Below are 13,441 nucleotides of genomic sequence, written 5' to 3' on the forward strand. Positions count from 1 at the left end.
CGCCGTGCGGTCAGGCGTTGGGGTCGAAGGCGATCCCCGACGGCTTGGCCGACGCGAGGTGCGAGGCGAACGTGCTGTCCTTGATGCCGAGCGTCGCACTTCCGAAGTTGTACGAGGTCAATGTGTCACGCAAGCTGCCGGGGTAACCGTTCCAGCCGACCAGCGGCGGGCGCTGCCAGGTCCCCTTGTGGTTCTCCGGCGGCTCGTCCCCCGCGGTCGCGGCACGGAAGCAGTGCGTGCTGATCCCGTCCTTGTGGTAGACGACCTTGGCGTGCGTCCCGTCCCAGCGGATCGCCGAGCGGTTGTGCACCGTGAACGAGCCGTGGTTGGACGTCGAGACGTACTGGGCCTCGTTGTTCTGCACCCAGACCACGATGTGCTCCCAGTCATGCCGGTGCCCGCCGAGCCCGCTGCCGGCCACGGCCTGGTCCTTCTCGAAGTACGAGCCGTAGACGATCGCGCACCAGCCGTTGTTGCACTTGGAGCGCGAGTAGGTGTTGACGCTGTCCAGGTCGGACGCGTCACGGCACTGGCCGTTCAGGGCGCCGCTCGGGTTGAGCCCGCCGTTGACGGTCCCGTCGGGGCCGATGGCCGACGTGGCGTAGCAGCCGTCCGTGTCGTAGTCGTACGTGGGCTGAAACGTCGAGTCCAGCGCCTCCGCGTTGGCGGGCAGTGCGGCGGGCGGCGCCGCCAGGGCGGTGGCCGGGAAAACGAGGACCAGGGCCGCCGCGCCCGCCAGGACGCCGAGCGACTTCCGGCCCAAGCGCCGGGGTCCGAAGAACTTCGATGCCGGTCTGCCGTTCACAAGTGTCCTCCTCATCGGCCCCGTGCAGGCCAACGCCCTGTATGACATGTGCAGTTCAGAGTGTCGGGTTTTCACTCGCGTGCCAAGAGGCCGCAGGAGGCGCAACGGTTACGGAGTGCCCAACACTTGTGGCTCGTCCGACCCAAGAACGTCACAGACGTGGGGGGTTGGTGGAAAGGTGTGCCGCATGAGCGCGCCGCGGGTCACCCCGGTCGAGGGTGACGGACACACCGCACCCCACCCGGCCGAACCACCGTCCACGGCCGAACGACCGCGTGGGTACGGCGGGTTGCTGCGGTATGTCCGGCATGCGCGGCGCCGGCGGTGGCTCTACGCGCTGACCGTCCTCGCGCTCCTCGCCGGGATGACGGTCGCGATGGTCACCACCGCCGTCGAGCAGACCCCCACCATCGACGAACCCGTGTACGTGGCGACGGCCGAGGTGTACCTCAAGGAACGCAGCTTCCGCCACAACCCCGAACATCCGCCGCTGGGCAAGCTGGTCATCGCCTCCGGCCTGGTCTTCACCGACGTGCACCTCGACCGCGGTTTCACCGGCAGCCAGCAGGCGCTGGGCCGGCACGTGCTGTACGAGTCGGGCAACGACCCCGGCCGCCTGATGCTGCTGGCCCGCCTGCCCGTGATCGTCCTGACGCTGCTGTTCGGGCTCGTCGTCCTCGCGTTCGCCCGCGACCTGACCGGCCCGGCCGGCGGACTCGTGGCACTCGCCCTGTACGCGTTCTCCCCGGACGTCGTCGCGAACGGCTCGCTGGCCACGCTCGACGTACCGGCGGCCGGGTTCCTGCTCACCTGCGTATGGCTGCTGTGGCGGGCCCGGCGGCGCCCGCACCCGCATCTGCTCCTCGCGGGCGTGGCGTTGGGGGCGGCCGCGGCGACGAAGATGAGCGTGCTGCCGCTGGTCCCGGTACTGATGCTGCTGGGCGTCCTGTCCCTCTGGCAGGCCCGCCGCACCCCCGGCCTCGACGTCCGGGCCCGGACGAGGCTCCTGCTGCACGGGGCCGCCGCCGCCCTCGGCATGGCGCTGGTCGCGGTCGCCGTCGTGTGGGCCGCCTATCTCGTGGTCGACCCCCGGCTGCGCTGGGCGGGCGCGGAGAACGTGCCGGACATCCGCGGGATGCGCGGCCGGGCGGCGGCGTGGCTGCCGTTCCCGGAGGCGTACCGGGACGGCATGCGCATCCAGTTCGGCTTCGAGTACGACGTCTGGCAGGGGTTCCTCTTCGGGCGGCTCTACGAGGGCTCGCTCTGGTACTACCTGCCGGCCGCGCTCCTGGTGAAGACCCCGCTCGGCACGCTCGCGCTGTGGGGCGCGGGCGCCGTCGCCGTCCTGACCGTACGCCGGCTGCGCCCCGCCCTCCCGTACGTGCTCGTCCCCCCGGCCGTGCTGCTGGCCGTCTCCATGAACGGCGCCCGGGACCTCGGGGTGCGGTACGCGGTGTTCATGCCGATGTTCCTGGCCGTCGCCGCCGCCGGGGTGACACTCCTGCGCCGCCGTGCCGTCCACCGGGCGACGGTGGCGCTGGTCTGCTTCGTGGCGGTCAGTTCGCTGCGCACCTACCCGTACTACCTGCCGTACTCCAACGAGGCGTTCGGCGGACCGTCCAGCACCCATCTGCGGCTGCACGACTCGAACGTCGACTGGGGCCAGGACCTGGGCCGCCTCGCGGACCACCTCCACCGGCACCGCCCCGGCGAACGGGTCTGGCTCGTCTACAAGGGCGCGGGCGTGCCCGCCTACTACGGCATCGACGCGTCCGACCCGCTCAAGGCCCCGCTCGGCGAGGTGCACGGACTGCTGGTGGTGTCCGACTCGGCGGCGGCGAAGGCGGACGGACGGCTGGCCGCGCTGCTCGCCACCAGCACACCGGTCGACGAGGTCGGCCACTCGATCACGGTCTACCGGCGCCGCTGACGCGGACCGCCACCGGAGGCCGGTTCCGTCACAACCGGCGCTCGCGCCCGACCGGTTCGGCCGTCGCGAGGGTACCGTCCCGTCATGACGACGCGTCGGACGAGGGGGCGCGGTGCGGCCAGGACGATCGTGACGGTCCTCATGTGCCTCCTGGTGGCACTCCCCGCGCGCAGCGGCGCCGCGCCCGGCGCGGCGGCCGTACCGGACATGTCCCGGAGCCACTACGTCGGCACGTTCAACATCTACGGGAACATCGGCCACCGGGGCGACGCCGGCGACTGGATCAGGGACGAGGCCGACGCCATCGGGGACCTCACGGCGGGCGACCTCGACCGGTGGCTGTTCATCGGCCTCCAGGAGGTCTGCAGGGCCCAGGGGGAGCGTTTCGCGCGGGAGCTGGGCATGCGCAGCGCGTTCGTCGACACCGGTACGAAGTGCGCCGACGGCCAACCGTACGGGAACACGGTCCTGTTCCACCCGGCCGCCGAGATCCTGCCGCCGGCCCTGCTGCCCAACCCGGACGGCAGGGGCGGCGAGCGGGGCATCGTCTGTGCCGTCGTCCGTGCTCCGGGCGAGCCGGACCGGCCGGGCCCGCCCGTCACGGCGTGCAGCACACACCTGATCGCCGGCGGTACGAAGGGCGGGGAACGGCGGGCGCAGACCGGGTTCATCCATGACGGATGGCGGCCGGACGGCGTCCACCTGCTCGGCGCCGAGGGCCCGGTCGTCCTGGCGGGCGACCTGAACGCACCGCCCGACGCGCCGGAACTGGACGTGCTGTACGGCGACGGCAGCGAGGCGGGCGGCCCGCGTGAGACCGGACCGCCGTACACCCGCCCCACCTACGACGACGGCCGCAAGCTCGACTACCTGTTCACCTGGGGTGCGCGGGGCACCTGGCTGTGGCACGGCGCCGGTGTGCGCCGGACCGTCCACTCCGACCACAGTTTCTACTACGCCGAGCTGTCGACCGGCGCCGGATGAGCGACGGCCGGACGAGCAGCAGGTCCCGACGCGGGTGAGCGGACTGCCTCGGGACGGTGGACGCCGCGGGGGCGGTACCCCGGGCGTCGGCGGCCTCCCCCCCTCGTGACGCCGCAGGGGTCCGAACGGCCGTATCGACCGCGGTGTCCGGGGGCGGGGCCCATAGCGTGATCACGGCAGGCACGGACCCCGTGACACGGACGACCCCTGGTGGCGCGATGTGCTGGAGTGCGACGGCCGACCTCGTGGCGGGCTGCGGTGTCGCCGCCGTCGGCGTGGCCTGCGTGGCACGCACGCGCCGGCCGGCCGATCTGCCGCTGGCCGCGCTGCCCGTGCTCCTGGGCGCCCACCAGATCGTCGAGTCCTCGGTCTGGCGCTCCGGCGGCGGCACCGGACCCGCCACCGTGGCCTGGGCGGCGATCGCCCTGCCGCTGCTCGCGGTGTGGGTGCCGGTGGGTGTGCTGTGGGTGGCGCCGAGGAGTGCCGTGCGGCGGCTGGTGGTTCCGCTCGTCGCCGGACTCGCCACCGCGGCGGTGCTCTCGTACCGCCTCGCCACGCATTCCGTGACGGCCGAGATCCGCGGTCGCACCGTCGGCTACGCCGTCTCCCTGCCCGGCGCCGAGCTGCTCGTGGCGGGCTACCTGCTGGCCACGATCGGCGCCCTCCTGCTCTCCGGCGACCGCACCCTGCGCGTCCTCGGCGTCCTGGTGGCCGTCGGCGCGGCCACCTGCTGGGCGCTGTGGCGGGCGGAGTTCATCTCGACGTGGTGCGCGTTCGCGGCGCTGTGCTCGGTGGTGCTGTACCGCTGGGTGCGGGAGCGGTCCGTGCCACGGGATGGCGCCCGTGTGTCCGCGGGACGGTGAGGGCGGTGAGGACGCTGAAGGCGGGGCGGTCAGGGCGGGGCGTGCCCGGAGACGCCCGCCCCGCCCCGTCCCGTCCCGCCCCGGGCAGGGCGGGACGGGACGGGGCCGGTGCCGTGCGCGGGCTCAGAAGTCGAGGCTCCAGCCGTCCAGGTAGCCCGGGTCGACCGTGAAGATGCCTGGTGTGTTGTCCGTGACGCGCAGTTTCCACGTGCCGTCGGCGGGCAGCGCCGACGCGTCGACCGTGAAGGTCGCGTGCAGTTCGGAACCGGTGTCCCAGACGAAGTCCTTCACGAGCAGCGCCGTGCCGTCCTCGCCGACCAGGTGGATGACCTGGCCGCCGATGAAGTCGTGGACCAGGTCGACGGTGACCTTGAGGTCGCCGGCGGCTTTGCCCTCGCGGCCGGTGACGGTGATCGGCGACTCGACCGTGCGCCAGTTGGGGATGTCGAAGCGGGCGGGATTGACGAAGTGGTCGCCGCCGGAGGCCAGCACCGTCCAGGTCCAGGACAGTGTGCGGGTCTCCGCGGCGGAGTTCCTGATCGTGACGGCGGCGGGGAAGGCGCCGGCGGTCGCCGGAGTGCCGGAGACGAGCCCGGTCGCGGCGTCGACGGACAGGCCGTCCGGCAGGCCGGTGGCGGAGTACGTCAGGGCGCCCGGCCGGGTGGTCGTCGCCTCGACCTGGCGGCTGGTCGGCTGGCCGACCGCGGAGTCCCGGGCGGCGGGCGTCGCCGCGGCGATGTGGTTGACGTAGCGCGGGCCGACGTTGACGGCCGCCCAGGCGTTGCCGACCGCCTCGTACGCGTCGCTGGACCTGCCGAACAGGTCGGCGGCCGCCTGGAGGGTGGCGGTGCGGGCCCCCGCGTAGTCGGTGCCGCTGGTCATGTAGCGGGTCAGGGCCCGGTACCAGACGTTGGTGGCGTTGTGCAGGCCGAGCCCCGCGACCGGCAGGCCGTCGTAGGTGGGGCTGTCGTAGGCGATGCCCTTGACGGTCTTCTCGCCGCTGCCCTCGGCGAGCAGATAGAAGAAGTGGTTGGCGACGCCCGAGCTGAAGTGCGGATCGAGCTTGCGGGTCTGCTCGGTCCAGTGGTCCTGCGAGGTGCCCTTCGCGGAGGCGTCCTTGGACGGCTGGTCCATGTACCGCAAGGGCTTTCCGGTGCCGCGCACGTCGGCCAGCTCGCCGATCCGGTAGTCCGGCACGTCCTCGGCGTTGTCGGCGAAGAACTCCACGGCGGTGCCCATGATGTCGCTGGTGGCCTCGTTGAGGCCGCCCGATTCGCCGGAGTACGTGAGGTTCGCGGTGGCGGAGGTGACGCCGTGGGTCATCTCGTGGGCGGCGATGTCGAGTTCGGTGAGCGGCCGGGTGTCGTCCAGGCCGTCGCCGTAGGTCATGCAGAAGCAGAGGTCGTCCCAGAAGGCGTTGGCGTACCCCTTGCCGTAGTGCACGCGGGAGCGGGCGCCGACGCCGTCGTCGGCTATGCCGTTGCGGCCGAACCGGTCGTGGTAGAAGTCCCAGGTCTGCTGCGCGCCGTAGGCGGCGTCCACGGCGGCCGTCTGCGGGTCGGCGGGCGTCCCGTCGCCCCAGACATCGTTGTCATCCGTCAGGGGGACGCCGTTGCCGCCCGCGCTGATGTCGTACGTCGTGTGCCCGCCGCGCTGGGGATCGGTCAGCCGGTAGAGGTCGCCGTCGCGGACGGAGCCGACCTGCACGGTGCCGCTGTACCGGCTCGCCCCGGTGCCGGAGTGGACCTGCTCGAAGCTTCCCAGCCGCGCGCCGCTGTCCGCGTCGGTCACCACTCGCAGCCTGCTCGGCGTCCCGTCCTCCTGCACGCCGGTGACCAGGCTCTCCCAGGCGAGTACGGGCTCGGCGACCCCGTCTCCCGCCCAGACGACGAGCCGCGGCGCGCCCTCCGCGGCGGCCTCGCCGGTCTTCTGCGACGCGGCCGCCTTCAGCGCCGCCTTCGCGGCCGTCACGGTGGCCTTCGTCGTCGGTATCGAGACGGTCGCCGGCGACGACCTGGAGACGGTGCGGGCGGTGCCGCGCTCGTGGACCACGAGGTCACCGCCGAGAACGGGCAGCCCGGCGAACGTGCGCTCGTAGCGGGTGTGGACGGTCCCGTCGGCGTCCTTGACGACGTCCTTCGGTATCAGCTTCTCGCGCGCGCCCAGTTTCAGCGAACGAGCCGTGTCCGTACGGGAGTCGGTCGCCGCCGAGAGCAGCTTCCTCCGCTGCGGCGCGGAGAGCCCGACCGTTTCGGCGCCGGGTCTGGGCTCCGCCTCGATCTGCCGGGGCGCCCGGTCCGCGCGGGTGCCTCCGGGGCCGGCGCTCCAGGCGGGGAGTGTCGAACCGGTGAGCGCGACCAGCGCGGTGACCGCGATCGCCGCCGTGCGCGAGCGGCCGGGGCCGCAGCGGCGGGCTGGTGGAGAACTCGGGGACGACGATGTCGTCCCCTTCGTACGGAAGATGTCCGTCACTGCTGCAACTCCTATGTGTCGGCCGTCTGCTGACGGCCCATCAGAACAAGGGACCGGAGGCCGGCGGGCCTGCGGCGGGAGAGGTGCGCGTGGCGACCGTGCGGTCACTGGATCGTTTCAGCGGCAGGCGCGGCTGTCACCATTGCGGAGATCGTTGTCCGAAATACGGTCAGCGGCCGGCCGTCGTGTCCACGGCCGCGCGCAGTGGATCACATGGGCCTTTACGTGCCGGCAACACGGCCTTCATCGGCCACTTTGGCCATTTTCCGACGGTGGCCGGTACGGTCCGGTGCCCGTCACAGCCATCCCCGGCGGGCGGCCTGCCAGGCCAGCTGCATCCGGGTCGCCGCGCCGGCCAGCTCCATCATGCGCTGGATGTGCCGCTGCACCGTGCGGCGGCTCAGGCCCAGTTGGGTGGCCACCGCCTTGTCGGTGACCCCCGCCACCAGCAGGGCGAGCAGACGCCGGTCGACCGCGGACAGCGGGTCGGGTCCGCCGACCCCCTCCGTCCCGGCGACCGCGCCCGAGTCGTCGACGTCCAGCGGGACGGCGTCCTCCCAGTAGCGCTCGAACAGGGCGATGAGCGCGGCCAGCAGATTGCTGTCCCGCACCAGCGCGGCGGTCGGTTCGTCGGGGCTGCCCTGGGGGCCGCCGGGCACGAGCGGGCAGACCGCGATGGCGCGGTCCGCGACCGCCAGCCGCAGCGGCAGATGCGGGACGGCGCGGGCCACCTCCCCGGCCCGCACCCCCGCAACAACGTTGTCAACGGCTCCCTCGTCGTCGAAGAACGCCTTCTCGTACAGCACCCGGTAGCGCACGCCGCGCCCCAGCGCCTCGAACTCCGAGTCGTTGCTGCCCGACGGCATCGCCACGTACTGGGCCTTGCAGAACCAGAGCATCTCGTCCTGGGCGCTCGCCTGGATCTGGCGCAGGTGCTGGCGCAGCGCCTCGGCGCCCGTGATGACCTCGATGAGTTCGCTGGCGTCGCGCCGGCGCATCGTGTCGCGGTACACCTGCAGCAGGCCGGTGGCCTCGGCACGGGCGAGGTCGAGCGCGTCGGCGTTCCGCTTCAGCCGGGGCATCAGCGCCACGTCCGGGGGAGTGGCCCGGAAGTGCCGGGGCAGCATGTCGGTGTGGCTCGCCATGCCCTTGACGGCCAGCGCGTCGAGCACCGCCTCGGCCTCGGCCGGGCTCAGCCCGGTGCGCGCGGCGACGTCACCGGCCGACGCCTGGCCCGCCGTCACCAGATGCCGGTAGACGGACTCCTCGGCGTCCGAAACCCCTGCAGCCCCCAGCGTCATGGCGCCCTCCCCGAGCCCGACCGGCTTCACTGATCGGACACCGTACTGCACGGGTGTTACGGGCGGTGAGGGTGAGCGGGCCGTCCTGCGCCCCGCCCACCCCCGGTATGCGCCGGAATGCCTAACCGCGGTGCAGGTAGGCCCGTTGCACGGTCTGCCGCACGGAGTCGCCCGCCGCGTCCCGCGCCGTCACTCTCAGTGTCACGTACGCGTCACCACGTACCCGCGACGGCTTCCTGACGGCGGCCTCGAACACGTTGTGCCCGCGGTCCTTCACCCCGGCCCGGCTCCAGCTTTCGCCGTCGTCGTACGAGACGTCGACCTGGACGCTCACCCCGCGCGGCGCGGCCAGACCGTCCTGGGCGCGGACCGACAGGCCGACGGTGTGCGTGCGGCCCGGGCGGACGGCGTTGTACGCGTCGACCGGCACGTCGTAGTCGAGCTGGAGCAGCGGCAGGGCCGTCGCCGCGCCCGTGCTGCCCGAGCGGAACGACCAGGACGTCTCGGTGCCCGTCCCGTACGCCCACTCCGGCGACACCCGCGAGGTGGTGAGGTCCAGCCGGTAATCGGCGGCGCCGGACGGGACCTCGATGTCCGCGTACCCGCCGTCGGCCTCGGCCGTCCTGCGCCCGTTGCGGTACAGCACGGCGGCGGCCGAGTCGCTCTGCGCCGCCTCCGCTCCGCCGGAGGTGCCGATGCCGCCGCCGCCCGCGAGCAGCCGTGACCGGTGACCTGCCTGCGAGTCGGTGAACTCCGGTATCCGCAGGCTCAGTACGTCGCCCGAGCGCACGGACGGGGTCGTGGTGCCGCGTGGGATCGACGGCCGCACGACGGCCCCCTGCCAGGTGTCGGCCGTCCGCTCGCCCGCCCGGTAGGTGCGCGGGGCGTCCGCCATGCCGACGAGCAGCGGTGTGTCCACGTCGTACGTGGTCTCGTGGTGCACGAGGTGCTGCCAGGCGGTGTCGCCCGAACTCACGTACTCGGTCCGGTCGAAGCCGGTCGGCACCTGGCGGGTGTACTGCAGCCAGGCGGTGTCCTGGTAGGGCCGCCGGGCGAAGCGCTGCTCACCGGCCCAGCGCGCGCCGCCGTTGTCGGCGTACCGCGCCTTCACGACCGCGCTGTTGCGCTCGGACACCGTGTGCACGACCTTCTCGGGGACGCGCTGCGACGACACCTGCATGATGTCGTACAGGTACGGGCTGCGCGCGGTGCCGGTGAACCCGACCGTGGTGCTCCCCCTGCCGATCCGCTTCAGCAGGGCGGTTCCCGCACTCTTGCCGATCCTGACGGTCGGCACGCCCCAGCGGTCGCCGTCCGGGCGCCAGCGGGTCCACGCGACGTCGCCGAAGTGGACCAGCACGATGCCGCGGACACCGGCGGCCGCCGCCCGCTCGGCCAGTTCCCTCTCGTCGGCGCCCTGTTCGTCGGTGACGACCGCGAGCTTCCCGCGCGCCCGCCGGAAGACCGGCGCGGCGGCGTCGCCCGCGTCGACCGCGGTCAGGCGCTCTCCCTTCTCGTCGAAGAGCGGCGAGGCGGGCATGTAGTAGGCGTCCGGCGCCTCCTTGCCGCCCTTGCCGCCGGACACCGTCATGTCGAGGAGCGGCGCGGCGAACTGCCAGCGCGAGGCGAACTCGAAGGTGCCGTCGGTGACCTGGGAGGTGGGGCTCACGTACAGCCGCTTGCCGACGTCGAAGTACATCGTGCCCTCGAGCAGGCTGTGCCCGTCGATCTTCCGGTACGTCTGGTAGCTGAGGATGCCGCGCTGCTCGGCCGGCCGGGGCGTGCGGATGTCGACCAGGGTCGTCCTGCGCACGTCGAGGGTCACGGACATGTCCTTGGTGACCTTCACCTCGGGCAGGACCACGTGCCGCAGTTCCTGTCCGTCGGCGGCCGGGTCCAGGGAGGAGTGGTCCAGCTGGTAGGTGCCCTCCTCGACCTCGGCGACGGCCGGGTCGGTGCCGGTGTAGCCCACGAAGCCGTCGGCGCCCCAGATGGTCGGCAGCGCCTGCACCTGCTTGCCCTGGAGGTCGACCGTCCTGACGGTGAGCCGGTGCGTGGGCCCCTGCACGGCCAGGCTGACCGTGGTGTGCACGGTGACCTTCCCGTCGCCGGAGACCGCGGTCACGTACCCGTAGTAGTCGCCCTGCTGGACCCGGGCCGGATCGACCGTCAGCGGGACGTCGGCGGTGGCGCCGGCGGGCACCCGGACCGAGCCGGAGCCGAGCGCCACCGAGCCCTGGGCGGGTGTACGGCCTCCCGACGTGGCCAGCCGGGCGGTGAGGGCGAGCGTGAGGTCGGCGTCGGAGGTGTTCGTGTACCGCAGCCGTGTCGTACGTGTCCCGCCGTCGCCGGTCGTGAACGGACCCAGGGCGACGGTGCCCGTGGCGGTGACCGGACCCAGCGCCGCCGCGGCCACGTCGACGAGGCCGCCGCCCTGCTCGGTGACCTCCTGGCCGGCCGCCGTGCGGGCGGTGCTGACGAGCGCGTCCTTCAGCTGCGCCGCGCTCCAGCCGGGGTGCCGCTGGGCGAGCAGCGCGGCGGCGCCCGCCACGTGCGGGGCCGCCATCGACGTACCGGAGGCCGCCACGTGCTGCGCGTCGACCGGGTCGCCCATCGTCGTCCCGGCCGCGCGGGCGGCCACGATGCCGACGCCGGGCGCCGTCAGGTCGGGCTTGACCGCGTCGTCCCCGGGCCGCGGGCCGCGGCTGGAGAACGGGGCGAGGCCGCCGTCGCGGTCGACCGCGCCGACGGTGAGGGCCGCGTCCGCGGCGCCGGGGGAGCCGATGGTGCCCGTGCCCTGCTCGCCGCTGTTGCCCGCCGCGACGACGAACAACGTGCCGGTGCGCTCGGTGAGTTCGTTCAGCGCGAGGCTCATCGGGTCCGTGCCGTCGCTCGGGCTGTCCGAGCCCAGGCTCATGTTGACGACCTTGGCGCCCGTGCCCGCCGCCCACTCCATACCGGCGATCACCTGGGACTCGGTGCCGAAGCCGTCGTCCCCGAGGACCTTCCCGACGAGCAGGTCGGCGGCGGGCGCCACACCCTTGCCCCCCTTGCCCGCGCCCGACGCGGCTCCGCTGCCGCCGACGATGGACGCGACGTGCGTGCCGTGCCCGAACACGTCTCCGGTCCCCGAACTGCCGGAGAAGTCCCGGGCCTCGGAGATCCGGCCGGCCAGATCCGGATGGGACCGGTCGGCGCCGGTGTCCAGCACGGCGACCTTGACGGACTCGCCCTGCTGGCCGGCCTTCCACACGGCGGGCGCGCCGATCTGCGGGACGCTGCGGTCCAGGGTGGACCGCACCCGGCCGTCGAGCCACACCCGCGGCGTGCCGGCCGCCCGTGCGGTGCCCGCCCGGCCCTCGTCGGGCGCCAGTTGCTTCCAGAACCGGCCGAGGTCCTCCCCGGCGACGCGTACGGACCGCGCGCCGATGCTGTCCAGCCGGCGGACCGGCGAACCGTCCTCGGCGAGACCGGTCAGCCGCCGCACGGCGGAGCCGGCGGCCCCCTCGGCGCCTGCCACGATCAGGGGAAGCGCGTCGCTGTGCGCCTCGTCGTACCGCTGGGCGAGCAGCGCGTCCACGTCGAACAGGTTCCGGTCCAGCAGACCGGCCGAGACCAGGTCACCGGCGTCGGAGGGCAGGACCGTCAGCCGCCCGTCCTGTTCGTAGGTCCTGAAGAGGATGTGCCGTCGTCCGGGTGCGGGCGTGACCGAGGCGGTCCGCCGTCCTGCGGTGTCGGTGCCCACGGCCACCCGGTCACCGGTGATCAGGTGAACGGTGCCGAGGCTCTTCGCCGCGGGGCCGCCGGCCGCCGCGGGTGCCGCGGGTGCCGTACCGGTGCGGGCGGCGACCGGCGCCACGGCCCCGGCGGCCAGGGCGAGTCCTGTCGATATCGCCGCCACCAGGCGGATCCGTCTCATCAGTGCCGTGCCTTCCGTCGTACGCGCAGAGAAGTTCATGCGCTGGACAGAATCCGGCGGTACCGATCGCCGTGTCACCCGTTTCCGCTGGCACAGGTGGGACATGTCGCAAGCGCGACACCGGGGCACCGCGCCGGGCCGGGCCCCCGGCACCTCACCAGATGTGCGGTTCGCTCCCCACGATCGCGGTCGAGGGCCTGCCGTCCACACCGACCGGGACGTCGCCCGCGAGCATCACCCGGTGCATGATCCGCGGCTGGTCGAGGTGGGCCGTGTCGCCCGGCGCCAGGTGGATGGTGGCCCGGTTGTCCCAGAAGGCCACGCTCCCCGGCTCCCACCGGAACCGCACGGTGTACTCGGGCCGGGTCGCCTGCCCGAGCAGCATCTCCAGCAGCGGCGCGCTCTCCGAGCGGGAGAGGCCCAGGATCTGCTCGACGTAGTAGCCGTTGACGAACAGCACGCGCTCGCCCGTCTCGGGATGCACCCGCACCAGCGGATGCTCGGACGCGATCTGCCGGTCCAGGAGATGGCGTACGTACGCGTCCTCGCCCGGCCGCGCCTGGTAGCCGACCCCCAGCCGGTGCTCCGCGCGCAGCCCGTCGACGAAGTCCCGCAGCGGGGCCGAGAGCCCCGCGTAGGCGGCGGCCAGGTTCGACCAGGTGGTGTCGCCGCCGTACGGGGGCACGGTCTCGGCGCGCAGGACGGTCGCGGCCGGCGGATCGACCCGGGCGCCGTGGTCGCAGTGCCAGCCGCGCAGCAGCGAGTGGCGGCGCCTGCGCAGCCACTCGTCGTGCTCCATGCCGTACCGTCCGCCCAGCTCCAGCCGGTCGGCGGTCGTCTCCACCTCCGGGACGCCGGCGGGGGAGGCGCCGCCGCGTTTCCCGAGGCGGACCGGTTCGCCGAACCGCCGGGCGAACGCGACGTGCGAGGCGTGGTCCAGGCGCTGCCCGCGGAAGAACACCACCTTCCAGCGCAGCACCGCCGCCCGGATCCCGGCGACCACCGTGTCGTCCAGGTCCCCGGCCAGGTCGACGCCCGTGATCTCGGCACCGATGTGCCCGGCGGCCGGCCGGACCTCGATCCGCGTACCCCTGTCCGTCGTCATGTGCGCTCCGTAGATCGTGCGTGGCGGCTCGTCGCGGCAAGCATGTCCTGTCCCACCGGGGG

General features: G+C 73.4%; 8 protein-coding genes. 3 read left to right on the forward strand and 5 right to left on the reverse strand.

Annotation, left to right across the window (positions count from 1 at the left end):
- Nucleotides 1–10: 10 nt before the first annotated feature.
- Nucleotides 11–820 carry an NPP1 family protein gene (locus QFZ75_RS36810; protein WP_373465997.1) on the reverse strand — a complete coding sequence of 270 codons (810 nt, stop codon included), beginning with the start codon at nt 818–820 and terminating at the stop codon, nt 11–13.
- Between the two features lie 172 nt (nt 821–992).
- Here QFZ75_RS36810 and QFZ75_RS36815 point away from each other — a divergent pair, with 172 nt between their 5' ends.
- The 3 genes from QFZ75_RS36815 to QFZ75_RS36825 all read left to right on the forward strand — a co-directional run bounded on the left by QFZ75_RS36815 (nt 993) and on the right by QFZ75_RS36825 (nt 4,582).
- Nucleotides 993–2,735, forward strand: a complete 1,743-nt coding sequence (locus QFZ75_RS36815; RefSeq protein WP_373465998.1) for an ArnT family glycosyltransferase — start codon at nt 993–995, stop codon at nt 2,733–2,735.
- An 84-nt stretch (nt 2,736–2,819) separates the two neighbouring features.
- Nucleotides 2,820–3,719, forward strand: coding sequence for an endonuclease/exonuclease/phosphatase family protein (locus QFZ75_RS36820; RefSeq protein ID WP_307543767.1), 900 nt, complete (start codon nt 2,820–2,822; stop codon nt 3,717–3,719).
- A 218-nt stretch (nt 3,720–3,937) separates the two neighbouring features.
- Nucleotides 3,938–4,582, forward strand: a complete 645-nt coding sequence (locus QFZ75_RS36825) for a DUF6629 family protein (protein WP_307545047.1) — start codon at nt 3,938–3,940, stop codon at nt 4,580–4,582.
- Between the two features lie 123 nt (nt 4,583–4,705).
- Here the strand turns inward: QFZ75_RS36825 and QFZ75_RS36830 are convergent, their stop codons facing one another.
- The 4 genes from QFZ75_RS36830 to QFZ75_RS36845 form a co-directional block, all read right to left on the reverse strand.
- Nucleotides 4,706–7,054 carry a M4 family metallopeptidase gene (locus QFZ75_RS36830; RefSeq protein WP_307543768.1) on the reverse strand — a complete coding sequence of 783 codons (2,349 nt, stop codon included), beginning with the start codon at nt 7,052–7,054 and terminating at the stop codon, nt 4,706–4,708.
- A gap of 296 nt (nt 7,055–7,350) precedes the next feature.
- Nucleotides 7,351–8,355 carry a LuxR family transcriptional regulator gene (locus tag QFZ75_RS36835; protein ID WP_307543769.1) on the reverse strand — a complete coding sequence of 335 codons (1,005 nt, stop codon included), beginning with the start codon at nt 8,353–8,355 and terminating at the stop codon, nt 7,351–7,353.
- Between the two features lie 121 nt (nt 8,356–8,476).
- Nucleotides 8,477–12,274 (reverse strand): S8 family serine peptidase, encoded by a 3,798-nt coding sequence (locus QFZ75_RS36840; RefSeq protein ID WP_307545049.1) that lies wholly within the window; start codon nt 12,272–12,274, stop codon nt 8,477–8,479.
- A 154-nt stretch (nt 12,275–12,428) separates the two neighbouring features.
- Complete coding sequence (locus QFZ75_RS36845) at nt 12,429–13,379, reverse strand: TauD/TfdA family dioxygenase (RefSeq protein ID WP_307543770.1); 951 nt, start codon at nt 13,377–13,379, stop codon at nt 12,429–12,431.
- Nucleotides 13,380–13,441: the final 62 nt, after the last annotated feature.

The sequence above is a fragment of the Streptomyces sp. V3I8 genome (assembly GCF_030817535.1).
Lineage (GTDB): Bacteria > Actinomycetota > Actinomycetes > Streptomycetales > Streptomycetaceae > Streptomyces.